The organism is Paenibacillus sp. FSL H7-0737, assembly GCF_000758545.1.
GTDB lineage: Bacteria > Bacillota > Bacilli > Paenibacillales > Paenibacillaceae > Paenibacillus_AQ.
The window spans coordinates 1,825,267-1,849,346 of sequence record NZ_CP009279.1; the positions used below are offsets into that span (position 1 = coordinate 1,825,267).

The following is a 24,080-nucleotide window of genomic DNA, read 5'->3' on the forward strand; positions in this document are numbered from 1 at the left end:
CTTAAGAAAAAAGCTACAATAGAAACAGTAAGACTAACTTAGAATCCGCACACATACAAAGGAGGGCACAACTGTGGCTATGGACCGGACACGTGTCGCCGTGGAGATATACGGAACTTCCTATAAACTCGTCGGAAGCAGCACTGAATATATGAAACAAGTGGCCCGTTATGTTGACGAACATATGCGCACGATTTCTAAATCACACAACAGACTGGATACGCCGCGCATAGCGGTGCTTGCAGCAGTACATATGGCGGAGCAGGCTATTCAGGTTCAGGATTTTAAAAATGAACTCAACATGATGACAGGTGAACGCAGTGAACTGCGATTGGAAGTATCTCGCCTGCTGGAGGTTCAGCGGGAGCGACAAGAAGAATATGAACGCCTTGAAGCGGCGGCTAAAGAAGAAGCTACACGACTGATTGCTGCGGTTGAAGAAGAGCGCAAGCGTCATCTGGAAATTCAGGAGAATGAGCGTAAAGTACATGCTAACCAGCTGCAAGAGGCAACCCAAGCGGCTGAAGCCGCACGAGAGAAGCTGGAAGAGGAGCTGCTTGCGCGTGAGCTGGAGTTGCAGGAACTGCGGGCAAGTTATGAGGCTGAACAGTCTGCTATGCGTGAGAATCATCGAGAGGAACTAGCGAATGCAGAAGCCATCCGTCTACAGCAGTTGGAAGAGCAGAAGGCAGCGCATTTGCAAGAGCTAGAGAACATCCGTGAGACGCTGACTAAGGAGAATTCAGACTCCTTGTCTGCTCTAGAGCTTGAGTTAACCGAGACCAGATCAACCTTAGAGAAACAGCTTGAGGAAACCAAATCAACATTAGGTAAGGAACTCGAGAAGACGAAGTTGACACTGGGTAAGGAGCTTGAGAGCACGACAACGAAGCTAAGCAAGGAATTGGCTGAAGAACGGGAAGCTTTACAACGGGAGCTTGCTAAGAATAAGGAACTTCGTCAGTCACAAGGTACTCAGGAACATAGACATAAGCAAAACATTCAAGAGCTCGAGAAACAGCTGGCTGAGCTTCGTGGTGGAACAGGACAACTTCAGTCTAGACTCCGTTCGGCTGAAGCCAGTCTTAAGAGTGAACGAGATGCTCGTCAGACGCTGCTCGGACAATATGAAGCGGTGGTTAAACGTGAAGAACAGCTCAGTGAAGAGCTGCGTACTGCTACTGAGCTAGGCACGCTGTTGAATGAAGAGCTGGAAGAATTGCGCCAGCGTTATCAGCAGTCTCAGAATGAAGCATCAGAGCTGCGGAAGTCACTACAGGAAACGAATGACAATCTGCACCGTGTTCAGGAAGAACTCGCTGGATCTATGGCGGAGGCAGCAAATTGGCAGGAGCTCTCGGATAAACGGATGGAAGATATTAGTGAGCTTGAAATGAACCTACTGGAGACCGAAGAGAAATCTTTGGCGCTTCAAAAGGAGATTGAGATCCTTCGTGGTCAAGCGGATGGATTAGTACAACAGTTAGATCGGGAAGCTCAGCTTCGTACAGATGCAGAACACGAAACTACAGCACTCCGTGAACAAGGTGGACAGGTTCAGAAGGAACTGTCTGCACTTCGTGAACGCTATGAGGAACTGATCTCTCAATATGATGAAGTGCTGCAAGATGGAGAACGTCTACAGGAAAGATATCAACTGCTGCAAGAAGAAGGCGAAGAGACAGCTCGACGCTTAGAGGAATTGTCTGAAGCTAGCCTTGAGGCCGCTGCTACGGTTGCAGAGCAGCAGGATGTTCTGAGGGAAGCAGAGGCGTACGGCGCTTCATGGAAGCAAAAGTACGAGGAATTATTCGAGCGACAGCAGCAGTGGAGTGATTTGGAAGCGAAGCTGCGTGAAGAGATAGATATTTGGCAGCAGGAGGCCGGTGAAGCTGAGGCTAAGCAGAAATCTATTGAACGTGAACGCAGTGAGGTGCTTCAGCAGCTTGGTGAAGTCGGCGAGAATTATGAATTGGCCCAAGGACAACTTCGTCTGCTACAGGTCCAGTTTGAGATGCATCAGAATGAGCTACAAAAGATGACGGATGAGCATCGTAATCTTCAAGAGGAATATGCCAAGCTTCAGAATGAATATAATGAATGGATTCAACTGATCGAACAGGACAGTTGAATGTCGGATGCAAGAAAGAGGGCTGTACCTGATGTGTAGAGAGATCTATTTCAGGTCAGCCCTCTTTGTTTAATATATTCGAAAGAATAAGTATCACACCATGTCTTATATTTCTCACTTAAATAAAAAGCCGATCGTCAGGGCAATTCCCTAACGATCGGCTTTTTAATGATTCATCTATTCCACAATGATTTTTGCGTTCATGCCGCTATGTCCGGATCCACACATAATCGAACAGGTCATTTCGAATGTGCCGGCTTCCTCTGGAATAATTACTTTCGAGGACTTTTTGCTATTAAGCTGGAGTTCGAATTCAGGGATAAGGATGCCGTGATTGCCGCTATCGTTTTTAAAAATAATTTTGACGGGTACACCTTTTTTTAGATGATATTCTTCCTGATCAAAGCTGTAATTCGTAGCTGTAATTGTAAGTTCTGTTTCTGCCTCGATCTCCGGCTCCGATGTGTTAGCATTGCCAGCAGCACTATCATTGCTGTTTCCACAGGCTGTAAGTGCTATAACGAACACAATTGAAAGTAGAATTGCAAATTTTTTAATGATCCAAACCTCCTCCCAAGAAGTCCAAGCATAGTGAAAATGTGACAATTATGTAGACATCATAACTTAAAATTTAAGTAAGCGCTTTGATTAAATGTGAAAAATCCGTGAACAAGGGAGAGTGTTCAAACTTTGTCGTAAATTGCAAATAAATGATGAAAATATAACTAAAATTTATTATAATGAAAGCTATTACATTAACGTGCAAAAGTAGGGGATACATATTTCAAGCACTAACGATACGCTAAATACGGAGGTTTGGCACCGTAGAATCTTAAAAGGTTATTGGATGGTAGTTATTCTTTTATTAATCTCACAGTTGCTGTTTTTGTCGAATATTGACCGACTTCAAATAAAAACAACCATGGACACGAATCTATGGCACTTATTTATTGCTTGTAATTTACTAATTGTGGTCCTTATGATTACTGCGGAGCTGTGGCTTCGTTATAGTAAACAATCCCCTAAATATGGGGTGGTTAGTTGTGGATTTTTAGTGTCCTACCTTATGTATTTTGTATTAGAGCCTTTTGTCGATGGTGCTCAGATGACGCTCATGATGCCGATTATGGTCGCTCTTATTTATTTTGATCGTAAGCTCCTGTATCTAATGGGACTATTTAGTATTGTGTTTTATGCGGGAGTATATTTCGGGTTGGAACGGCCATTCCTACATAAACCGCTGCTTGAATTCTTAATAGTAGAGTGTGTGTTTATAATATTTGTAGGGATGGCTCTTGCTGTAATTATTCGTGCGCGGGAAGCGCGTGTAAATCTGGAGAGATTAACGAAGGAAGGCCAAGATCTAATGGTGGAGAGGGCTATTTCGGATAAGCTGCTGAAGATAGATGCACTCACTGGACTATATAATCATAAAACCTTTCATGAATATTTGGATTCATTATTGGAGCAATGTGAAAGCAACAATCTTCAACTACAGCTGGCGCTCTTCGATATAGATAATTTCAAGCAAGTTAATGATACCTACGGACATAGGGTGGGGGACCTTGTTCTTAAGGTAATTGCGGACAAGGTGGGCGGTATGATTGAGTTAAATGATTTTGCGGCTAGGTATGGCGGTGAAGAATTCGCTGTGATTTTTACAGACAAAAGTTTTTCAGAGTCTTATGAGGCTGTAGAGAAATTACGGATCAATATTGCTCAAATCGAGCATTTACAGGCTGGAAATAAGCCGATTACTGTCAGCATTGGAATTTGTGATTATCAGCTTGGGGATGGGAAAGAGCTTCTTTTTCGTAAAACGGACAAAGCGCTCTATACCGCTAAAAAGCAAGGTAAGAACAGAGTGGTCAATTGTGCTGAGAGTCATGAAGCGGAGATTGTGTCATATGGATAAAAACAACACAGAACCCTTATTACCGGAAAAAAACCGGAAATAGGGGTTCTGTGTTGTAAATAGCTTTCGTTACTTTGCTGCCTCAAACGGCGTGGATACCGGCAAAAACAAATCGACAATACCGATGACCAACGCCGCCAGGATAGCTCCTAGAATGGAAACGCTGACTCCACTCACTACGAATTGAGCGACCCAGATGACTAATGCACTAACGATGAACCCGACGATACCGCGCCCGAAGGGCGTTGCTTTTTTGCCGAAGATTCCTTCGACAACCCAGCCGAGTAACGCAATCACCAGTGCAAGGATTAGAGCGCTCCAGAAGCCACCAACCGAGAACTGTGGAACAATCCAACTAACGACCATCAGAACAAGCGCTGCTACAATAAAACGACCCACATGACTCAAGAAATTCACTGTACTAACCTCCTTTGGCCCAAGCTAAGGATATGTGCAGTTCTTATTGTGACCTTAATACTTGTTTTTATGCTTTAACCGATACCAAATAGCGAAATTGGCTTGAATTCTGTATAATGGAAACATCTATGAAGGGAGCTGTGACTGTAATTGGACGACAAAATTTTGCATACGCTTGAATATCGCAAGATTTTAAATAAATTAATGCAATATACGCAAACCTCAATGGGGCGAATGACTGCAGAGCAACTAAGACCATCCGGTGATTTTGAAGGTGTGAAGAAGCTACTTCAAGCCACGGACGAAGCGGCTAATGTAGATCGTCTGAAGGGTATTCCTTCATTCGGCGGGATAAGCGATATTCGAGCAGCACTAAAACGTGCCTCTATAGGTGGAATGTTGGGAACAACTGAACTGTTGGCAGTGGGAACTACCATTGGCGGCGCACGAAGAGTCAAACGATTCCTGGCAGCTATGCATGAGGAGGAAAAGATTGAATTCCTATTTTCACTCAGCGATGTTTTATCGGAGCAAAAACATGTAGAAGATGCCATCCGTTTATGTATAGACGAGAACGCAGATGTACTTGACACAGCTAGCTCTGAATTAGCTACGATTCGCCGTGAATTGCGCGGAGGAGAGACCCGAATTCGTGAGAAGCTGGATTCCATGATTCGTTCTTCTTCCGTTGCTAAAATGCTGCAGGATCAGCTGGTAACCATTCGTGGAGATCGGTTTGTTATTCCTGTAAAAGCGGAGTATCGTGCGCATTTCGGTGGGATTGTACATGATCAGTCCGGATCAGGAGCCACTTTATTTATCGAGCCTGAGTCCATTGTGGCGATGAATAATAAGCTGCGTGAAACACGGCTGCGTGAAGAACGGGAGATCGAGATCATATTGCATAGGTTGACAGCGCTTGTAGCTGATATAGCCGAAGAAATGACTTATGATATCGATATTCTTGGTGAGCTTGACTTTATCTTCTCCAAGGCGCGTCTTGCCCGAGATATGAAGGCTACACAGCCTCGTATGAACGATCGCGGGTATTTGAAGCTGCGCAAAGGACGCCATCCACTTATTCCCGCGGAGCATGTGGTTCCTCTGGATGTGGAGCTCGGCAACCAATATAGCTCCATTATTGTAACCGGACCGAATACGGGTGGTAAAACCGTTACACTCAAGACCATTGGACTGTTGAGTCTCATGTCGATGTCTGGGTTATTCATCCCTGCAGAAGAAGGCAGTCAAATGTGTGTGTTTGATGCCATTTATGCAGATATCGGGGATGAACAAAGCATTGAGCAGAGTCTGAGTACATTCTCCAGTCATATGACGAATATTATTTCCATTCTGCGTAGAATGACTCCCAAGAGTCTTATTCTGCTTGATGAAGTGGGTGCAGGAACGGATCCTGCAGAAGGGTCCGCACTGGCGATTGCCATTCTGGAACATATTCACCGGACTGAATGCCGTATGGTCGCTACCACGCATTATAGCGAATTGAAAGCTTACGCTTATGAGCGTAAAGGGGTCATCAATGCCAGCATGGAATTCGATGTCCAGAGTCTCAGCCCTACCTATCGTTTGCTGATTGGTGTTCCTGGACGAAGCAACGCCTTTGCAATTGCAGAGCGATTAGGTCTGCCAGGTGCGATTCTGGAGCATGCACGCGGCGAAGTGAAGGAAGAGGATCTACGTGTAGAGCATATGATTGCCTCTCTCGAAGAGAATCGACTTGGAGCGGAACAGGAACATGAGCGAGCAGAGAGTATCCGCCGCGAAGTAGAGGAATTACGCGGCAGACAGCAGCAAGAGCTGGAGAAGCTGGAAAGTCAGCGAGATAAACGACTGGAGAAAGCGGAGAAAGATGCCAGCGCAATCTTGGAGAAAGCGCGTAAAGAAGCTGAGGAAATTATCAGTGATTTACGACGCTTAGCTATGGAAGAAGGCGCTTCAGTCAAAGAGCATAAGCTGATTGAAGCACGGAGACGTCTAGATGAAGCCGAACCTTCACCGCGTAAGAAAGCCGCTACTCGTAAGCCTGCTAAGACTCCGCGGACGATTGGTCCTGGTGATGAAGTGAAAGTAGATAGCTTAAACCAAAAAGGTTTTGTAGTGGAATTAAGCGGCTCTAAAGAGGCTATAGTACAGTTTGGGATCATGAAGATGAAGGTAAGCCTGGATGATTTGGAACTGCTCTCTTCGAAAGCAGCCTCTGTACCAACGCCCCTTCGGCAGGCGACAACCGTTAAACGCTCCCGTGATGAGAACATTCGTAGAGAACTGGATTTGCGAGGTACGAATTTGGAAGAAGCGATTATGGAGACGGATCGTTTTATTGATGAAGCCTTCTTAGGAAATCTGGGCCAAATTTCTATTATTCATGGTAAAGGCACAGGTGTGCTCCGCACAGGAATTCAAGAATATTTGCGTAAGCACAGACATGTTAAGAGCTATAGGCTTGGAAATTATAATGAAGGCGGCGCAGGCGTAACCGTGGCTGAGCTGCAATAGCGGGATTGCCCGGCAGAAAGAAGGGAAAAGTGTGCAAGGAGATATTGATCTTTTGCTGGGTCATCCGCTAGGTGCCTTGCTTGGCTACTTTGCAGTAGCAATTCTTGGGCTTGTTGTATTTCTGTCTATTTTTGAAATGGTAACGAAATATAATTGCTGGGAAGAAATTCGCAAGGGGAACTTAGCAGTAGCCATGGCTACTGGTGGCAAAATCTTCGGAATTTGCAACGTACTGCGTTTCAGCATTGAATCAGGTGTTTCGATTTATGAGACGATGAAGTGGTCGGTCGTCGGTTTTTTGCTGCTGCTGCTTGCCTATTTTTTATTTGAATTCCTAACCCCAGTGTTCTCTATTGATGAGGAGATCGCTGCAGATAACCGTGCTGTTGGGCTAATAGCGATGCTGATCTCGGTTTCGTTGTCTTATGTGATCGGTGCAGCTATATTTTAAAAAAATAGAAAGTTTTGCACCTCCCTACAAAGGATTCCAGATGAAGCTGGACAAGCTTTGAAATGAGCAGCTCCACTTTGTGGAGTATTAGGAGGATATCATGAAGATTCTTACCCGAGTTCTGTTTGTGTCAGCTATTGCTTTTATAGCAGCCGGTATTATTTATTTAATGATGAACTAAATTTAAACGTGAAGTATGAAGGAGATTATTAAGATGGAAACAACTGTGTGCCCTTGGTGTCATACCGAAATCGTATGGGACGAGGAATTCGGACCCGAGGAAAATTGTCCTCACTGCAACAATGAACTTAACGGATATCGTACAGTTACTGTAGGGATAGACGGCATTGAAGAAGAGGAAGAAGAAGTTGTAGAAGAACCTAAACAAGAGGTTATTAATGATGATGATCTTTGGGGAGACGTCGACAAAGACAGTGTAGTTCCTATTTACAACACGCTCAACCAATTCGGTGACGATTATGATTTGAATAAGTATGAAGAGCGTGTATCGGGCATTTTAGCGATTCAGGAAGAAGCTCCGGAATGTACACAATGCCATGAGTTAACTATCCTTGCTGGTAAACAGCTTGTTAGCAGCTTCGAGCCATCTGCACCGGCTACACTAGGTGGACCTGTATTAACATCTCCATTCTCCCTTAATGTGTATGTGTGCCCGTCTTGTTTCCATGTACAGCACAGTCTAGCGCAGGAAGACCGTATTCAGCTCGTACGTAATCTGAGTACCGATAAAGCATAAGCATCCTCATAAAAAGCTTAGTCCTCTTATTGACCATAAGGGGACTAAGCTTTTTTTTAAAAACTCAATATTGCTTATTCACGTCCGTTTTCTAAGAAGGAGAAGGTTTGGCTGATCGTGTCAATGAGAATAGATCAAGCTCCGGCCGATGTTTACCCGCAATCGTATCGGTTAATAACTCCGCAGCAATCATGCTGTACACCGTCCCATTGCCCCCATAACCCTCGATGAAGTAGCAATGAGGGAACTTGGGATGAGGTCCGATATAAGGAAGCCCATCACGCGTAGAGCCGAATACAGCACCCCAGGAGTATTCTATCTCAATGCCTTTGATCTCAGGAAATAAAGCTTCCAGCTCTTCCAATAACCTTTGACTTTGTGAAATCACTCTGATATCACGGCGCTTTGGATCCGTCAATGGTTCATCTTTACCTCCTGCAATAATACGTCCCTCCGGTGTTGTCCGAAAATACAAATACGGTCGGGCGGTTTCCCAGAGGAGACTCCGCTCATGCCACTTTGGGAATTCCTTCAGAGGTTTGGTCATCATTGCATACGTATTGATCAGCTCAGCGCCTCGGTCTTTTTTAAACTCCTGCGTTTCATAACCCATTGCAAAAATAACCTTCTTCGCAATAATACGTCCGTTCTCTGTGTGGCAAATTACTCCATCTTCAGTGAACTCATAGTGTTTAGCCTCGGTCTGCTCATAAACGTGTACACCATTCATTGCTGCCTTGGCGATCAGGCTGTGAACTGTCCGGAAAGGGTTCGCTTCTGCATCACTGCGTGAATAAAGTGCAGCAGGTTTAGAAAAAGAATACACCGAAGCAATTTTATCCTCTTCCCAGAAATCAGAATCGAATCCGTGAGCAACGAGGTTCTTATATTCTTCTCGCAGAGCAGGTACATCCTCTAGTGTACTGGCATATAGAAGGCTGCTGCGAGGAATGATCTGGGGATCGATATCGAGCTTGGCTGGCAGATCCAAAATATTTCTAACCCCTGCTTGGCATAACTGATAAAAGAGCAAGCCGTTCTTTTCTCCAAAAGTGTTCATACATGAGGTTAACGATTTATCGTTAGATATCTGTAGTAAACCTGTGTTGGCATGTGAGCTTCCGCTTCCGACTCGTCTTTTTTCGATCAGAACAGCCTCAGCTCCGCTTAAAGACAAGCGATAGGATGCCATTGCTCCACCCATTCCAGCCCCTACGACCAAGCAATCACAGTGAATGGTATCCTCTAGCGCAGGATAAGTTGGTGGGTCTTGTAAAGTGCTTCTCCAAGGTGGGGTGCCGCTATTTAGTCTCATGAAAATGATCGCTCCTTCATTTGTTCCATTATTTAGTATGGGCGGCATTTTACCGTCTCATTCGCAGCATGTTCTTATTTCTGTCATAACTCTCTAGTGCTGTTGGGCAAATAAATGGTGTGCTTTGGCGGTATACTAAAGCCTGTTTGGATCAACTACAAGGAGGGACTACAACTCATGCAATCAATGCAAATGCAGGCACTAAGTGGAAAAGAATTGGAATATATCGCAGACTCCATCTCTAATGAGGACTTGCTCCTTAAGCAATGTGCGGCTACCGCCGCGACAACGCAGAACGAGCAGGTCCGACAAGTTTGTTTGCAGCATATCCAAAATCACACGCAGCACATGGATACACTCACTCAGTTACTCCAGCAGCATCAACAGTACGCACCAACAAGCCCACAATAATTGCATTATTAATCTTAAGGAGGTTATAAAATGAATGCACAGAATCCAGCAGCATTTATGCCAGATGAGGATTTAATGAACACCATTTTGTGTGATTTGAAGCGGACGGTCCGTGAGTATGCGACAGCTGCTACGGAATCGGCATGTCCAGCGGTTCGTCGGGTGTTTAACGACATGACCATGAACACGCTTCGACTTCAGGGCGAGCTTTATACGCAGATGTCCCAACTGAATATGTATCCTGCACCTGCAAAAGCATTGCGCCAAGATGTAGACAAACAGCTCCAAACTGCACAGCAATTGCAGCAAAAAGCCGGACAATTTGTTCAGCAAAAAACCGGACAAGCTGGATCCTTTGCTCACAATGCGAACGCTCATCTTCATTCGAATGGGCAACATCAACCGTCTCATTTAATGTAACCAAGATGGTTATGGGATGAAGCATCCTACCTCATTACCTTAAGGCTGACGCCCGTTTATTCCGGAAAGCTCCGGTGTAAACGGGTGTTTTTTGTATATAAATCCAATTAGCTGAGTAAACACAGTCTTCTATGCGGACATCATATGGGGTTATTTTGTTTGCAGAGATGCTCAATTCATGTCATATTAGTATTAAACTCTTTTCGCGGGGCGACGCATGAATAGCGCAACGTCATTTGCGAACTATCCGGAGGGAAGGCATGAAGGAAATGAACGAACTAAAGAGGAAAGTGCTGGAACTGCTTAAAGAGGACGCGAGAAGATCTACTGCACTCTTAGCTACGCTGCTTGGCGAGGAAGAAGAAGACGTAAAGACGGCGATTGGGCAATTAGAGAAGGACCATGTAATTGTTAAGTATGCAGCCGTTGTAAACTGGGATAAAGTCGATGACGAGAAAGTGACAGCGCTGATTGAGGTACAGATTACACCCGAACGGGGTCGCGGATTTGAAGGCATTGCCGAGAGAATCTACCTGTATCCACAAGTGAAATCCGTTTATCTGATGTCAGGTGCTTACGATCTTCTGGTAGAAGTGGAAGGCCGAAACTTACGTGAAGTGGCCAATTTTGTATCCGAGAAGCTGTCTCCAATTGATTCAGTACTCTCAACTAAAACGAATTTTACCCTTAAAAAATACAAACAGGATGGGATCATCTTCGAGGAGCATGAGGAAGACAACCGTCTGATGATCTCTCCATAAAGGAAGTAATCATATGATCACGAACAAAACGCAGCTAACCGGAGAAGACAGCAAATCAATGAATTCTTATTTGGCCCCGCTGGTACAGCAAATTCAGCCTTCGGGTATTCGTAAGTTTTTTGATCTGGCTGCAGGCAGCAAGGATATCATATCACTCGGAGTCGGGGAACCTGATTTTAAGACCCCGTGGCATGTCAGAGAAGCTTGTGTCTATTCGCTGGAAAGAGGATTTACAGGCTATACATCCAACGCAGGAATGCCTGAACTAAGGGAGGGTATTGCGAACTATTTGCACACCCGTTTTGCAGTGGAGTATGATCCTGCCAATCAAATTATAGCAACGGTCGGCGGAAGTGAGGCTATCGATCTGGCTCTGCGCGCTTTGATCACGCCGGGCGATGAGATCCTCATACCAGAACCTTGCTATATTTCTTATTCGCCGATAACGGCAATTGGTGGAGGTATTCCTGTAGGTATCGAAACCATCGGAGAGAATGACTTTAAACTTACTGCAGAGAGTTTGGAAGCGAAGATTACTCCACGCTCCAAAGTTCTAATTCTGTGCTACCCGAGCAACCCAACGGGAAGTGTTATGACCCGAGAGGATTGGGAGCCGATCGCCAAGGTTGTAGAGAAGCATGATCTTATTGTAATTTCGGATGAGATCTATGCGGAATTAACGTATGGAATTAATCATGTCAGCTTTGCCTCATTACCAGGTATGATGGACCGTACGATTTTGGTCAGCGGTTTCTCCAAGGCTTTTGCCATGACTGGATGGAGAATGGGTTATGCTTGTGGTCACCCTGATTTGATCTCCGCTATGCTTAAGATTCACCAGTACACTGTGATGTGTGCTCCTTCTATGGGCCAGGTGGCTGCACTTGAGGCACTGACCAATGGGATGGAAGAGAAGGATCGAATGGTCGATTCTTATAATCAACGGCGGAGGCTGATTGTTAAGGGTTTGCGTGATGCGGGACTGGAGTGCCATGAACCACAAGGTGCATTTTATGCTTTTCCAAGCGTGCGCAAGACAGGACTGACATCTGATCAGTTTGCACAACGATTATTGCTTGAATATAAGGTGGCAGCTGTACCTGGAAGTGTCTTTGGTTTAGGTGGTGAAGGTTACTTACGCTGCTCCTATGCTACATCAGTAGCTCAACTGAATGAAGCTATAGAACGCATTGGTGCTTTTGTCACACAACTGGAACGAGAGAGAATGGAATAGAGAAAATTGGACTATAGCCTATCCTATAATCCTATGGTATTATTTTACTTTGAGAGTAATTAACCCCTATAATAGAACTAACAAGGACGTATTTTACTCTGGAATTAAGCGTTGCTTTGAAGTTGCTTTTATTACTTTAATGACATTTTGTGGCACGCGCTCAATAATACTTTTAGGAGGGATGATTGTGCTTAGTGCCGATTATTACTTACCTTCCTATGGAGGGCAGTGTTTTTCTGGAAGTGGGAAACTGTCCCCCAAGGGTGATGCTTCTGCTCGCATACTCTCTCTGGAAGATGAAATTAGAATACTCCGTAGCAAAATGGAGCAGCTTTTTTTGCAGGAAAAATCATTCACTTCAGATAATGTGATTGAAATTAGCAGTTTACTGGATCTCAAGATAAATGAATACATGAAGGGGCGTCCAGTTGGAAAATAACGTCGCTACATGCTGTTGAAGAGGACCCTAGGGTCCTCTTTTTGTTGTTCCTTTAAGCCCAAATGTCAGTTGCTAACTATACTCTTCATTTGCCATTTTTATATAAGAAAGCTTAAACTAGCATTATGTGATTTGAAGAATGGATAGGAGGAGTAAGCCATGGTGATCTATACACGCACGGGTGATGCGGGTCAAACTTCAGTGATTGGCGGCCGGGTTGGTAAGGACGATGTCCGAGTTGAAGCCTACGGAACGATCGATGAACTGAATTGCTTTGTAGGTCAGGCAAGGAGCCTGATGGAGGACGATCAGTTTGATGATGTACGCGAGCAGCTGCTGGAAATTCAGCATGAGCTATTCGATTGCGGAACCGATCTGGCTTTTATTAAGCTAGGTGATGGTGGTCAATATATGGTAACAAGTGAGATGGCTAAACGGTTGGAGGGCTGGATTGATGAGCTTCAAGCAGAGAATCCACCACTAGAAAAATTCATCCTCCCTGGGGGCAGTCCGTTGGCTTCGGTTCTACATGTGTGCCGTACGGTTTGCCGCCGGGCGGAACGCCGGGCAGTTACACTTGGACGAAATGCAGACATTAATCCGGAAGCGGTTATTTATTTGAACCGGTTATCCGATTATTTCTTTGCACTGGCTAGGACGGCTAATACACGGGCAGGGATTACTGATGTAGAATACATTCGCAGTAAAAAGGTGTTCCGAGACTAATATGACTAGCTATTATTCACCAATTACTTACATTATACCGCCAGAAGAGGATGACTGGTTGCTGAAGACGATCCTGCATAAACGGATGGATGTCTCACGTAAATTGTTGTCACGCCTTAAGCAAACAGAACAAGGGATTACATTAAATGGAGAGCGTGTTTATATCAGCGTACATGTTAAGGCAGGCGATATTGTACAGATTCGCATGGAAACAGAGACTTCGGATGATATTTTACCGCAGCCGATTCCCTTTGAAATTCTATTTGAAGATGAGCATCTGCTCGTAGTAAACAAGGCAGCAGGGATCATCGTGCATCCCACACACGGACATTACACTGATACGCTGGCTAACGGAGTAGTTCATTATTGGGCGCAAAAAAATGAACGTTTCCGCTTTCGACCCGTCCATCGTCTGGACCAGGAAACCTCCGGTGTGTTAGTCATCGCCAAGAATCCGTATAGCCATCAGCATATTTCTGAGCAGATGATTGCGGGTACAGTGGACAAACGTTATGCTGCATTTGTTCATGGGGCTCCTGTGGAGCCTTTCGGCGATATCGACGGACCTATTGACCGTGATCCTGAGGAGCCTCATCGGCGTATCGTGACACCGGAAGGTTATCCTTCTCTGACCCGGTATGAGGTTAAAACCGTATACGCACAAGGTTCAAAAGTTGAACTGAAGCTGGAGAGTGGTCGTACTCATCAGATTCGGGTCCATATGACCTCTATCGGCTGTCCTTTGATTGGTGACAGCATGTATCGTCATGAGCTGTATAATCTACCGGAATTGACTTTAACTCAAAGTGAACAGTTGGAGTCCGTTACAGCACTAGATGCCTCTATAACCCGTCAAGCACTGCACGCGGTGCGTCTGACGTTCAAGCATCCGGTGCTGCTGCAGGAAATGATTTTTGAAGCTCCTTTGCCGCCTGATATGGCGGCCTTGGAGAATGTATTGGAGCAAGGCCCGAAAGCGAATTTGAGGTAAAAATTATCTTAGTGATGTTAAGCGGAGAGGGTGAATTGGTTCTGGAGAAACGGAGTTTCGCCTTTATCCTCGGATTTCATCCGCAACAAGCGGACTAAATCAAGAAATCTGAGGATAACAGCGATCGGAAGAATAATTTTCCAGCGTAGCGCACTCATCACTACCATTAAAGGAGAACAACATGAGCAAGCTAAAAGTATATCAATATCCAAAATGCAGCACCTGCCGCAGTGCAGTAAAATGGCTACAAGCTCAAGGTCATGAGCTAGAGCTTCAAAACATCGCAGAACAGCCGCCTACCGTTGAGGAGCTGCGTGAATTGCTGGCCAATAGCGGACTTGAGCTGAAAAAGTTTTTTAATACAAGTGGTGAAGTCTATAAAGCATTGGGTCTTAAGGACAAAATGGCACAGCTTAGTGAGCAGGAGAAGCTTGAGCTGCTCGCAAGCCATGGTATGCTAAATAAACGTCCGATTGTCACTGATGGCGTTAAAGTTACGGTAGGCTTTAAAGAAGATCAATATGCTGAAGCTTGGACCAATACTTCCAAAGTATAAATCCGTAAAGGGGATGTCCCAACAGTCATTTCATGGCTGTTGTGGCATCCCTTTTGTTATACTCTATTTGAAAAACACAAGAATTATAGATGGAATTACAGGGAGCTAGGTACTCGGGTAAAGCTAATTATCCCCGCCTTAGGAACTGGCACTTCAAGTAATCCTTTGTTGATTTGCTGGGTTTGTAAGCTGATGAGTTGTCCGCAACAATCTTTAACCTGTATCTTGTAGTACGCAGGGGAAAGGGAGCTTCGGATGACTAGCTTTTCGCTATAGGTTCCGTTCACAATGAATAATTGGGAAGCATCCTGATCTATAGGAACAACAGCATCGGCATAGATAGCGATAATTTGTATGTCGTCTTTTCGTGCAGTCACTAAAGGATATAGTAACTCCGGTTGCTGTGGGTATAACGCTCCTCTGAGCAGAACATCGCTATGCTCCCTGCTGAAAGCTAGCCAGAAACGCAGCATAGCTAAATAATCCTCCCCGATGTCATTAAGACGCAGGGAGATTTGCGGAACAGAGAAGATCACGTTGATCAATTGCATGGCCGCACTCTCTAAAGGTTCATTCGGGTTAAACATGATCATATCGGAATGAACAGCTGTATTTCCTGACAGAAGACGCAGGTCAAGTGTACGGACTCTGTTCTGAATAGAATCATTAGGGCAGTCGTTCGCTCGGAACATGTTGCCGTATTTTCGCATCAGAGGGCCTATATAGGTCTGGCGGAATTCAATCAGAATATCAGGTTTGATGGCTTTTAATCGATCCATAACATCGGAGAGCAAGCGGTCAACTGCTTCCGGCACCGATTCGTAATCCCTACCCTCTGCAGTTCCTTCCTTCTGATCTGGACTGAGTCTGAAGCTGTCCACGAAATCCAACTTTAGTCCGTCGATATCCCAGCCTGTAACGGCCTGTTCGTAGGTGTGGATCAAATACTCCCGTACATCTGGGTAACGAGGATCAAGCACGCCGGCGTTTAGTTTTTCATCTACGCGAAGCAGCTTATTCTCAAATTGACCCCATACCTTGCTGCATTTGCCTACAAACGGAACGGAATACCAAAGCATGTATTTCATGTCAAGTCGATGAACAGCTTCGACATGCGATTTCATGTCTGGAATCTTACCATCATAAACCTCCCAGTCGCCAGTAAAAGCGTAACCCCGATTGTTGTCGTCTGTTTGCCAGCCGTCATCGACGATAATGCTGTCACAGCCGAGTTCCTTAGCAAGTCTACATTGCTCCTCTAATTCGGCGGCGTTCAACGCTTGGTGGAAGGAATACCAGGTAGAGTACATAGGACGTAAGGCTACATCAGGGACTACGGCCGGTTTATAGCCGGGTAAGGTCTCCCACCATAATGTTACATCCTCCAACGCCTTATGGTATGGAATATTTCTATGGTCGATCCGAAGTGTAGCTTCATAATGGTCCATCTTCGGTAGGGCTTCTTCGAACAGGGTTACAGAGCATAGGAAGCTGGAATCCTCTTCATGGATACCGGCTTTAATGGACACATTGTTCAAGGCATCACTAAAAGCAAAGGTCATGCGGTTCTGTCCGCTTAAGTTGAACAGGGAAGCTACTGGCGCGAGAGAAGTGCTTTTGGATTGGAAGCCATCGCCCCAATCTACCTGAAAAGCTTTATTTCGGTCCGTTCCCGGATGCCACAGGGAATGGATGTCAACTGCGGGAATAGACCACTCTATACGGCACACGGGCGGATAATCTTTTTGCAAGGCTGTTAACCGGATATGAATCAGAAAAAGATTCTCCTCGATGGTCTCAACAGTGTTAGTGCTCTCAAAGAAAGGGTTGTCGCTAATAAGAGTTACATGGGGACAGTCGTTGTTGATTAAAGTTTTCATAATGCCTCCTAGTTCAAAAAATAGATATTTACTGTTTACCATTCGTTATGAGTATAATATTTACGAAACGTATAGTAAACAAGAATATATAATCTAAATTATTATCTGATAAAAGCTTCATTAATAGCGAAAATAAATGATGAAAGCGATTAAATATAAGTATTGTCAAACAAAATAATCCCTGTTATATTAGAAACACGCATAAGTTCACTGATGTTTAGTAAACAAATATAATTTAGATTGGCAAATGATTGGCTAAACTATAAAATGATTGTGAGGGGTGTTTCCCAAATATGAAGTGAAAAGGTGATTAGTTTTGGCAACTATTCGTGATATCGCAAGTCTGGCAGGGGTATCTGCATCTACTGTTTCCCGGGTGCTGAACGGAGATCCTTCGTTATCGGTATTGGAGGAAACAAGGAGAAAGATTCTGTCCGCTGCGGAACAACTGCAATATAAAGGGAGTCAGCGACGTCCAGTAACTCATGCGGCACATCTGAAAGATTATAAAATTGGGTTGGTAACCTTTTGTTCGGAGCAATTTGAATCAGAGGACCCCTATTATTTATCCATCAGACTGCAAATCGAGAAAGAGTTCAATCAGCTTGGCCTGCATATTACTCGTACTATCCGCTGGGTAAACCATGAATCCTATGAAAGCCTGTCAGGTTTAGATGGACTTATTGTGATTGGGAAATTCGAGTTTGATCCTTATAATTTATTTTTTAGTCGGATACAGAATGTCGTCTTTGTGGACTACTCACCGGATGAGAATCGCTTTGATTCCGTTGTTAACGACTTCGATAAAGTAACTCGAACAGCATTAGATCATCTTCTTGGACTTGGATATACGAGGATCGGTCTAATTAGCTCGCGTGATTTCATTAATCGTTTTGGCTCCAATTCCGGTACAGATTCATTGGATCAGCGGCAAAGTAGCTTTGAAGCTTATATGAAGCAAAAGAATTTGTACATGCCTGAACATGTCCACATCGGCAATAACTTTTCTATGTCCACTGGATATCAGCTCATGAAGGATGCAATTGAGAAGCAAAACTTGCCGGAGGCCTTTTTGATCGGTTCGGACCCGATGGCTATCGCAGCCGGAAGGGCGCTGAAGGAAGCGGGCTTAAAGGTTCCCAAAGATGTAGCCATCGTCGGTATCGATGATATTGAAATGGCCGCCTATGCCAATCCGCCGTTAACGACGGTGAAAATCTATACAGAACAGATGGGTCAGAGCGCGGTAAAGATGCTGCTGGAACGTATCGGTGGTAGAGAAGTACCGTTAAAGATTGTACTTCCATCTAAACTGATCATCAGAAGCAGCTGCGGTGCAGAAACCCATTCATCTGAAGGTAGTTAAACATTCAAAAGGGGGACAACATGATGAAAAAATGGTCTTTGATTGTTTTATCTCTGCTTGTTGTAATTGCTTTATCCGCTTGCTCCGGTAACGGAGGAAACACAGCCCAAAGCTCCTCAAACTCTGGCGGTAACAGTGGGACTCCTAAAGGGAAAATTACGTTTGCTTATTGGGGGGCCCAGTCAGAGGCTGACGCCATTAAGCAAGCGATAGATAACTTTAAGAAGACTTATCCAGATATTCAAGTAGAAAGTCAATGGATTCAAAAGGATTATCTGACGAAATTACAGACGATGATTGCCGGGGGGACTGCACCGGATGTGATGCTGATCTCCGGAGGGGATTTACCTGGTTTTGCAAACGCTTTCCAAGAATTAGAAGTGGATGGATCCGTCTTCAGCTCACCTACACTGCTTGATTCCATGAGTGTAGATGGCAAAGCCTACGCGGCGCCTTTCATTATTAAGCCTAAGGTTATGGCAATTAATGTGGACCTTTTTGAGAAGAATGACATTCCGCTTCCGAGCAAAACGGAGCCAATGACGACTGATGAGTTCAATGATATCGCCAAGAAGCTAACATCTGGTGAGGGAGCTACCAAGGTTTTTGGTTCTGAACCGCTATACCTGGGCAACTGGATCTATTCGTTCGGTGGGCAATTCTATAGTGATGATCTGACCCAATCAGCATTGGGTGAGCCTGAAGCCATTAAAGCCGCTGAGTATATGGTTGCTTCCAAGCAAGAGGGTATTGTACCGAATGATACAGAAAAACAAGGTCAGAACATGATGAACTGGTATCTTGGCGGCAGAATCGGTATGTTCACCGACTTTGGTCCTTGGTACCTACCGCAGATGGCTGAAGTAGAAAGCTTTAAATGGGATCTAGTACCGTTCCCTGGAGGTGGCGGTTCTAAGGAAGTCAACGGTCTGGCACTTAGCAAAGACAGCAAGAACGCGGAAGCGGCTAAGATTTTCATTAATCACCTGACACAGAATGAAGAAACTCAAAAAATTATTGGCGGCAACAAAAATGCCTATGGAATTCCTGTTCTGAGCAGTGCTACTAGTGCATTTGAAGCCATTTATCCGGATAAGAATCTGAATGCCTTCGTTCTTGCTGCGGAGAAGCAGCATGCACAGGAAGCTCAGAAGCGTACGAATGAGATCGGTAACGAGATGAAAGCTATCGACGATACGACCCCGATCGGAATTGGTCAAAAGGATGTTAAGGAAGTATTCCCGCAGGTAGCAGAGAAGATTAATAAGATCCTACAACAAAACTAACGGGAGAATACTATGAATGGAATAATAGAAGGGATTTACAATTTCTATGAAGGAATGGGGATGCCGGCAGATTTACTGCCGCTTCTCCCTTTTCTGACCGTGATTGCGCTGGTCTTCATTGTTATTTTTGTATTGATGAGAATGCTGGTGAAGAAGAAGATTATGCATACCAAAACGGCTAGCTTTTATATGTTCGTTTCGGTCTGGATTATCGGTTTTCTATTGTTTATGGTAGGCCCGATGATCTTCTCGTTCTATATCAGCTTCAATAAATGGGAAGTGGTCAGTGATCCGCAGTGGACGGGGCTGGACAATTACCGGATGCTGTTCAAAGACACACTTTTCTATAAATCGTTGTCCGTTACTTTTTATTACACATTGGTAAGTGTTCCGCTGCAGGTCATTTTGTCGTTTGCTATTGCAATCCTGATGAATCTGAAGCTTCGCGGTATTTATATTTTCCGTACGATCTATTATCTCCCTACACTGGTGCAGGGTGTTGCACAAATGGTACTGTTCATCTGGATCTTTAATCCGAATGTCGGTCTCGTGAACTCGCTGCTGCGTTTGGTTGGCATTGAAGGTCCTGGTTGGTTCTCCAGTCCGGATTGGTCGATGCCTGCGGTAATTATTATGAGCCTTTGGACCGTTGGCGGTAATATGATCATTTATCTGGCCGGCTTGTCAGACATTCCGCAAAGTTTATATGAAGCGGCCGAAATCGATGGTGCCACTGCCGCGAGAAAAATATGGCATGTTACTCTGCCTCAGATCTCGCCTATCCTTTTCTTCAATACAGTCACAAGTATGATAGGCGCCTTCCAGACGTTTACCCAAGGTTTCATGATCAACGGAGGGCCAGATAATTCATTGCTGTTCTATGCTTATTACCTATATCAAAATGCCTTTATGTGGTTCAAAATGGGCTACGGTTCTGCGCTGGCCTGGGTACTCTTTGTAATTATCCTAGTGTTCACCGCGATTGTATTCCGCAGCAGTGCTTTATGGGTGTACTACGAAACAGAGCAAACCGGAGGGAGGAAGCGTCGTGTCCGTCAAAAAAGAGCGTAATTCTGCTAAGAAAAACTGGCACTGGCTGGCCTATCTTCTGCTGCTGATCGGGAGCGTTGCGTTCCTGTATCCATTTGTTTGGATGGTCTCTGCCTCATTGCGAAGTCTAGAGGAGCTTGCAGTTTCGGGGATGAGTATTTGGCCGGAGCACTGGCGTTGGGCCAACTATGCCAAGGCACTCACCGCCTTTCCATTCCCGCAATATTTGCTTAATACCTTGATTACAACCGTTCTGCCCATTATAGGTACGGTGCTGTCCTGTTCGCTTGTCGGCTACGCGTTTGCTCGGTTAAAGGTTAGAGGAAGCGGATTCCTATTCGTACTCGTCCTCTCAACCATGCTGCTACCCGGTGAAGTAACGATGATCCCACAGTTCATTTTGTTCAAAAAGCTGGGCATGCTCGATACACTTTATCCATTGATCGTTCCGGCTTTCTTTGGCTCAGCATTCTATATTTTCTTATTGCGCCAGTTTTATTCCCGGTTGCCTGTTGGGCTTGAGGAAGCGGCAATCATCGACGGATGCGGTTACTTTAAAATTTGGCGGACGATCTTCCTCCCGCTGTCCAAACCGGCTTTGATGGCTGTTGGCGTCATGGTCTTCATGGGATCCTGGAACAACTTCATGGGGCCGCTGATTTATATTAACAGCGATAAATGGAAGACGCTCACGCTCGGACTCGCTGGATTTCAAGGCACCTATGCCACAGATACCAATTTGTTGATGGCTGCAGCAGTCGTAATAACTCTGCCATGTATACTATTGTTCTTTACATCGCAAAAGGCATTTATGGAGGGTCTGACCTTCTCGGGTTCTAAGGAAAGCTAAACAGAATAACAGGAGTGACTTTGAGATGACTCATCTGAATGAAATAAAGTCTAAAGCAGGTGCAGTAACTTTCCAATCCTCTGACAAAGAGTTGAACGAAGGTTTTGTCTGGGCCAAACAGCAGGCACTAGCATATGCCCATTTTGGTGAAGATGACGTTGGGCTATGGTATGAGGCAGCATTGCCTGAACGTGAAGCTTTTTGCATTCGTGATGTTATGCATCATAGCAATGGAGCTGCTGTACTGGGGCTTCGACTTCATACTAAGAATATGATCATGCGTTTTGCTGAGAACATTGCGGAATCGCGGGACTGGTGTACATACTGGGAGATCACTAAGGACAATGTGCCTGCCCCAGTTGATTATGATAATGACCAGGACTTCTGGTACAATCTCCCTGCAAACTTCGATATTATCGACACAAGCTGGCGACAATACCAATGGACGGGCGATAACTATTATTTAAACGATAGCAAGCTGCTGGAATTCTTCGAATTAACATTAAATGAATATACGAAGACTTGGGATAAAGATGGCGATGGTCTATTGGAGTATTATCCGGAGTATGGCCGAAGAGGTTTGGCGACTTTCAATGAAGCTGGACTTCATCCGCTGCTCGGCGGTGATATGATCGGCGCACAGATTTCTGGATACCGAGCGTTTGCCCATCTCGCTAGTCTTAGAGGCCAAGCTGGAGAAGCGAAGCAGTATGCCGACAAGGCGAAAGAACTGGAACAGCTTTACGAGAAAGACTGGTGGAATGAAGCAAAAGATCGTTTCTACGGTGCGATGCTGCAAGACCGGTCCTTCGTAACGGACTACCATGCTGAGGGCAACTTTCTTCCACTCTATTACGGTTCGATCAGTAATCAGGAAAAACTGCGTATGGCGCTGGAGGATGTCAAAGTCAATCGTGTAGCCAATGTCGAGGGGAAAACCTATCTGCCGGATATTTTCTATCGGTATGGAGAGAAAGAGGAGGCCTTCAACGAGTTGAAGGAGCTGGTTGACCCTACTCTAGATCGCCGGGATTACCCAGAAGTGTCTTATTGCGTGATTGGTTCCATAGCTACCGGATTGATGGGAATTGCGGCGAATGGAGCATCTTTAATCAGCACACTGCCTGCCCTTGCACATTCTCTGGAATGGGCGGAGATGGGGGAGATCCCAATTCTCGACCGTACTCTCACGGTTAAACACAATGGCAACACAGAAAGTGCAATTACGTTGCAATCTGGAGAGCCTTTTGTCTGGAAAGCGGCCTTCCCTGGAAATGTTAGTAAGTTATACCATAACGGCACTGCCATCACAGCAAAGCAGGAATCAACTGATGGTAGAGGACTAATTAGCTTTATTACACTTGAAGTAGCTGAAGGTGAGACACACCGTGTGTCCGCTGTGCAATAATCGTATCTAGCTAAACAACAAAAGGCCATGCTTCTCATTTTGAGAGCGTGGTCTTTTATATTAATTTCAAGGGATAAGAATAAGCTCCCATATGTGTAACTATATGATCCCTTATCAGATCAAGTATTTTCTGATAGAATACTCTTTGTGCAATAACATGGACAAGCGCTTAATAACAATACAATGAACGATTAAGGGAGAGGTTTATACATGAGAGCAGAAACAACGGGCCGTGTAATGCTTGTAGATGGAATGGCTCTGCTGTTCCGGGCCTTTTATGCGACCTCTTATGGAGGATATATTCGCAAGACAAAAGCTGGATTGCCGACGAATGCGGTGTATGGTTTTTTGCAGTATTTTTTCGATGCGGTAAGCACATTTGAGCCTTCTCACGTCGTATGCTGCTGGGATATGGGCAAAGGAACGTTCCGCACCGAGAAATACGATGGATACAAATCGAATCGGATTGAAGCCCCGTTAGAGCTGATTCCACAGTTCGATCTAGTAAAAGATGTAGTAGCTGAGCTTGGGGTGCCGAATATTGGACTTGCAGGCTATGAAGCGGATGATTGCATTGGTACGCTGGCTTCTTGTTACAGTGAAAACTCTGAGGTATATATTTTGACGGGTGACCATGATATGCTTCAGCTCATTGATGAGAATGTTAAGGTCGTCATTATGAAAAAGGGACGCTCTAACTATAAAGTGTATGACCTTGCAGAATTGCTGGAGGAAAAGGGTCTAACGCCTAGACAGGTGATTGACCTGAAAGGCTTTATGGGCGATACCAGTGATAATTATCCCGGCGTAAAAGGGATTGGTGAGAAGACTGCGCTGAAACTGCTGACCGAATACGGAACAGTTGAAGGTGTAATTGAGAATTTGCATTTGCTCCCTAAAGGTGTGCGTACCAAAATCGAAGCAGATCTGGATATGCTGCATTTATCGCGAGAGTTAGCGGAAATTCGATGCGATGTGCCGGTGGTTTGCGAGCTGACGGAAGCCTTGTGGCAACTACAACGGGAAACAGCTGCACGCAAATTTCAGGAGCTAGAGTTCGGCAGCTTGATGCATTTGATTGCTGAGGTGCAGGACGAACGAGGAATTGTACAGATTGAGTTAGGCGATTTGGGTTAAAGAAGACACCCTTCATGCAAAGATGCATGGAGGGTGTTTTGTTAAACTATAAGAACGTATAA

General features: G+C 44.9%; 23 protein-coding genes. 19 read left to right on the plus strand and 4 right to left on the minus strand.

Translation table 11 applies throughout. From position 1 onward, the window contains the following. The first annotated feature begins 73 nt into the window (after positions 1-73). Positions 74-2,131, plus strand: a complete 2,058-nt coding sequence (locus H70737_RS07900) for a cell division protein ZapA (protein ID WP_042186171.1) — start codon at positions 74-76, stop codon at positions 2,129-2,131. A 177-nt stretch (positions 2,132-2,308) separates the two neighbouring features. Here H70737_RS07900 and H70737_RS07905 read toward each other — a convergent pair whose 3' ends face one another. Then, positions 2,309-2,737 carry a cupredoxin domain-containing protein gene (locus H70737_RS07905; RefSeq protein WP_231573404.1) on the minus strand — a complete coding sequence of 143 codons (429 nt, stop codon included), beginning with the start codon at positions 2,735-2,737 and terminating at the stop codon, positions 2,309-2,311. Between the two features lie 241 nt (positions 2,738-2,978). On the opposite strand from H70737_RS07905, the gene H70737_RS07910 reads away from it, so the two are divergent. Next, positions 2,979-4,046, plus strand: a complete 1,068-nt coding sequence (locus H70737_RS07910; RefSeq protein ID WP_052404204.1) for a GGDEF domain-containing protein — start codon at positions 2,979-2,981, stop codon at positions 4,044-4,046. A 69-nt stretch (positions 4,047-4,115) separates the two neighbouring features. On the opposite strand, the gene H70737_RS07915 is transcribed toward H70737_RS07910, so the two are convergent. Beyond that, positions 4,116-4,463, minus strand: a complete 348-nt coding sequence (locus H70737_RS07915) for a phage holin family protein (RefSeq protein ID WP_042186173.1) — start codon at positions 4,461-4,463, stop codon at positions 4,116-4,118. Between the two features lie 150 nt (positions 4,464-4,613). On the opposite strand from H70737_RS07915, the gene H70737_RS07920 reads away from it, so the two are divergent. From H70737_RS07920 to H70737_RS07930, 3 genes are all read left to right on the plus strand, one after another. Continuing rightward, on the plus strand, positions 4,614-6,980 hold the full coding sequence (locus H70737_RS07920) for an endonuclease MutS2 (protein ID WP_042186176.1): 2,367 nt from the start codon (positions 4,614-4,616) through the stop codon (positions 6,978-6,980). Positions 6,981-7,011: 31 nt separating this feature from the next. After that, positions 7,012-7,431, plus strand: coding sequence for a DUF350 domain-containing protein (locus H70737_RS07925; RefSeq protein ID WP_042125581.1), 420 nt, complete (start codon positions 7,012-7,014; stop codon positions 7,429-7,431). Positions 7,432-7,645: 214 nt separating this feature from the next. Next, positions 7,646-8,188, plus strand: a complete 543-nt coding sequence (locus H70737_RS07930; RefSeq protein WP_052404205.1) for a hypothetical protein — start codon at positions 7,646-7,648, stop codon at positions 8,186-8,188. A gap of 91 nt (positions 8,189-8,279) precedes the next feature. Here H70737_RS07930 and H70737_RS07935 read toward each other — a convergent pair whose 3' ends face one another. Next, positions 8,280-9,503 (minus strand): NAD(P)/FAD-dependent oxidoreductase, encoded by a 1,224-nt coding sequence (locus H70737_RS07935; protein WP_042186179.1) that lies wholly within the window; start codon positions 9,501-9,503, stop codon positions 8,280-8,282. Between the two features lie 177 nt (positions 9,504-9,680). Here H70737_RS07935 and H70737_RS07940 point away from each other — a divergent pair, with 177 nt between their 5' ends. The 8 genes from H70737_RS07940 to H70737_RS07975 all read left to right on the plus strand — a co-directional run bounded on the left by H70737_RS07940 (position 9,681) and on the right by H70737_RS07975 (position 15,041). Beyond that, a complete protein-coding gene (locus H70737_RS07940) occupies positions 9,681-9,914 on the plus strand; it encodes a spore coat protein (protein WP_042186181.1) in 234 nt (77 codons plus the stop codon). A gap of 30 nt (positions 9,915-9,944) precedes the next feature. Next, entirely contained in the window at positions 9,945-10,334 is a 390-nt protein-coding gene (locus H70737_RS07945; protein ID WP_042186183.1) for a spore coat protein, read from the plus strand. Positions 10,335-10,594: 260 nt separating this feature from the next. Beyond that, a complete protein-coding gene (locus tag H70737_RS07950; RefSeq protein WP_042125589.1) occupies positions 10,595-11,095 on the plus strand; it encodes an Lrp/AsnC family transcriptional regulator in 501 nt (166 codons plus the stop codon). A gap of 13 nt (positions 11,096-11,108) precedes the next feature. Next, entirely contained in the window at positions 11,109-12,329 is a 1,221-nt protein-coding gene (locus H70737_RS07955) for an aminotransferase class I/II-fold pyridoxal phosphate-dependent enzyme (RefSeq protein ID WP_042186187.1), read from the plus strand. Positions 12,330-12,579: 250 nt separating this feature from the next. Beyond that, entirely contained in the window at positions 12,580-12,768 is a 189-nt protein-coding gene (locus tag H70737_RS07960) for an aspartyl-phosphate phosphatase Spo0E family protein (protein WP_052404481.1), read from the plus strand. A gap of 159 nt (positions 12,769-12,927) precedes the next feature. Then, positions 12,928-13,494, plus strand: coding sequence for a cob(I)yrinic acid a,c-diamide adenosyltransferase (locus H70737_RS07965; protein ID WP_042186191.1), 567 nt, complete (start codon positions 12,928-12,930; stop codon positions 13,492-13,494). A 1-nt stretch (position 13,495) separates the two neighbouring features. Beyond that, the gene (locus H70737_RS07970) at positions 13,496-14,485 is read left to right on the plus strand and encodes an RluA family pseudouridine synthase (RefSeq protein WP_042186193.1); all 990 of its coding nucleotides are present in this window, start codon (positions 13,496-13,498) and stop codon (positions 14,483-14,485) included. A 181-nt stretch (positions 14,486-14,666) separates the two neighbouring features. Then, positions 14,667-15,041: an arsenate reductase family protein gene (locus H70737_RS07975; protein WP_042186196.1), complete on the plus strand. Its 375-nt coding sequence runs from the start codon at positions 14,667-14,669 to the stop codon at positions 15,039-15,041. Positions 15,042-15,136: 95 nt separating this feature from the next. On the opposite strand, the gene H70737_RS07980 is transcribed toward H70737_RS07975, so the two are convergent. After that, on the minus strand, positions 15,137-16,921 hold the full coding sequence (locus H70737_RS07980; RefSeq protein WP_052404206.1) for a glycoside hydrolase family 36 protein: 1,785 nt from the start codon (positions 16,919-16,921) through the stop codon (positions 15,137-15,139). 316 nt (positions 16,922-17,237) lie between these two features. Here H70737_RS07980 and H70737_RS07985 point away from each other — a divergent pair, with 316 nt between their 5' ends. The 6 genes from H70737_RS07985 (at position 17,238) to H70737_RS08010 (ending at position 24,018) form a co-directional block, all read left to right on the plus strand. Next, a complete protein-coding gene (locus H70737_RS07985) occupies positions 17,238-18,287 on the plus strand; it encodes a LacI family DNA-binding transcriptional regulator (protein ID WP_042186198.1) in 1,050 nt (349 codons plus the stop codon). A gap of 20 nt (positions 18,288-18,307) precedes the next feature. Beyond that, entirely contained in the window at positions 18,308-19,573 is a 1,266-nt protein-coding gene (locus H70737_RS07990; RefSeq protein ID WP_081951063.1) for an ABC transporter substrate-binding protein, read from the plus strand. A 12-nt stretch (positions 19,574-19,585) separates the two neighbouring features. Then, on the plus strand, positions 19,586-20,644 hold the full coding sequence (locus H70737_RS07995; RefSeq protein ID WP_081951064.1) for a carbohydrate ABC transporter permease: 1,059 nt from the start codon (positions 19,586-19,588) through the stop codon (positions 20,642-20,644). Next, complete coding sequence (locus tag H70737_RS08000) at positions 20,622-21,473, plus strand: carbohydrate ABC transporter permease (RefSeq protein ID WP_042186202.1); 852 nt, start codon at positions 20,622-20,624, stop codon at positions 21,471-21,473. Before H70737_RS07995 ends, H70737_RS08000 begins: the two co-directional genes overlap by 23 nt. A gap of 25 nt (positions 21,474-21,498) precedes the next feature. Then, the gene (locus tag H70737_RS08005; RefSeq protein WP_042186205.1) at positions 21,499-22,881 is read left to right on the plus strand and encodes a glucosidase family protein; all 1,383 of its coding nucleotides are present in this window, start codon (positions 21,499-21,501) and stop codon (positions 22,879-22,881) included. A gap of 210 nt (positions 22,882-23,091) precedes the next feature. Beyond that, complete coding sequence (locus H70737_RS08010) at positions 23,092-24,018, plus strand: 5'-3' exonuclease (RefSeq protein WP_042186207.1); 927 nt, start codon at positions 23,092-23,094, stop codon at positions 24,016-24,018. Positions 24,019-24,080 lie beyond the last annotated feature (62 nt).

Excerpts from the sequence above, each read along its gene's own strand:
- H70737_RS07940 (WP_042186181.1), top strand. The coding sequence starts at position 9,681 with ATGCAATCAATGCAAATGCAGGCACTAAGTGGAAAAGAATTGGAATAT.
- H70737_RS07910 (WP_052404204.1), top strand. The coding sequence starts at position 2,979 with ATGGTAGTTATTCTTTTATTAATCTCACAGTTGCTGTTTTTGTCGAAT.
- H70737_RS07955 (WP_042186187.1), top strand. The coding sequence starts at position 11,109 with ATGATCACGAACAAAACGCAGCTAACCGGAGAAGACAGCAAATCAATG.
- H70737_RS07995 (WP_081951064.1), top strand. The coding sequence starts at position 19,586 with ATGAATGGAATAATAGAAGGGATTTACAATTTCTATGAAGGAATGGGG.
- H70737_RS07990 (WP_081951063.1), top strand. The coding sequence starts at position 18,308 with ATGATGAAAAAATGGTCTTTGATTGTTTTATCTCTGCTTGTTGTAATT.
- H70737_RS07975 (WP_042186196.1), top strand. The coding sequence starts at position 14,667 with ATGAGCAAGCTAAAAGTATATCAATATCCAAAATGCAGCACCTGCCGC.
- H70737_RS07970 (WP_042186193.1), top strand. The coding sequence starts at position 13,496 with ATGACTAGCTATTATTCACCAATTACTTACATTATACCGCCAGAAGAG.
- H70737_RS08005 (WP_042186205.1), top strand. The coding sequence starts at position 21,499 with ATGACTCATCTGAATGAAATAAAGTCTAAAGCAGGTGCAGTAACTTTC.
- H70737_RS08010 (WP_042186207.1), top strand. The coding sequence starts at position 23,092 with ATGAGAGCAGAAACAACGGGCCGTGTAATGCTTGTAGATGGAATGGCT.
- H70737_RS07965 (WP_042186191.1), top strand. The coding sequence starts at position 12,928 with ATGGTGATCTATACACGCACGGGTGATGCGGGTCAAACTTCAGTGATT.
- H70737_RS07945 (WP_042186183.1), top strand. The coding sequence starts at position 9,945 with ATGAATGCACAGAATCCAGCAGCATTTATGCCAGATGAGGATTTAATG.
- H70737_RS07980 (WP_052404206.1), bottom strand. The coding sequence starts at position 16,921 with ATGAAAACTTTAATCAACAACGACTGTCCCCATGTAACTCTTATTAGC.
- H70737_RS07935 (WP_042186179.1), bottom strand. The coding sequence starts at position 9,503 with ATGAGACTAAATAGCGGCACCCCACCTTGGAGAAGCACTTTACAAGAC.
- H70737_RS07930 (WP_052404205.1), top strand. The coding sequence starts at position 7,646 with ATGGAAACAACTGTGTGCCCTTGGTGTCATACCGAAATCGTATGGGAC.
- H70737_RS07950 (WP_042125589.1), top strand. The coding sequence starts at position 10,595 with ATGAAGGAAATGAACGAACTAAAGAGGAAAGTGCTGGAACTGCTTAAA.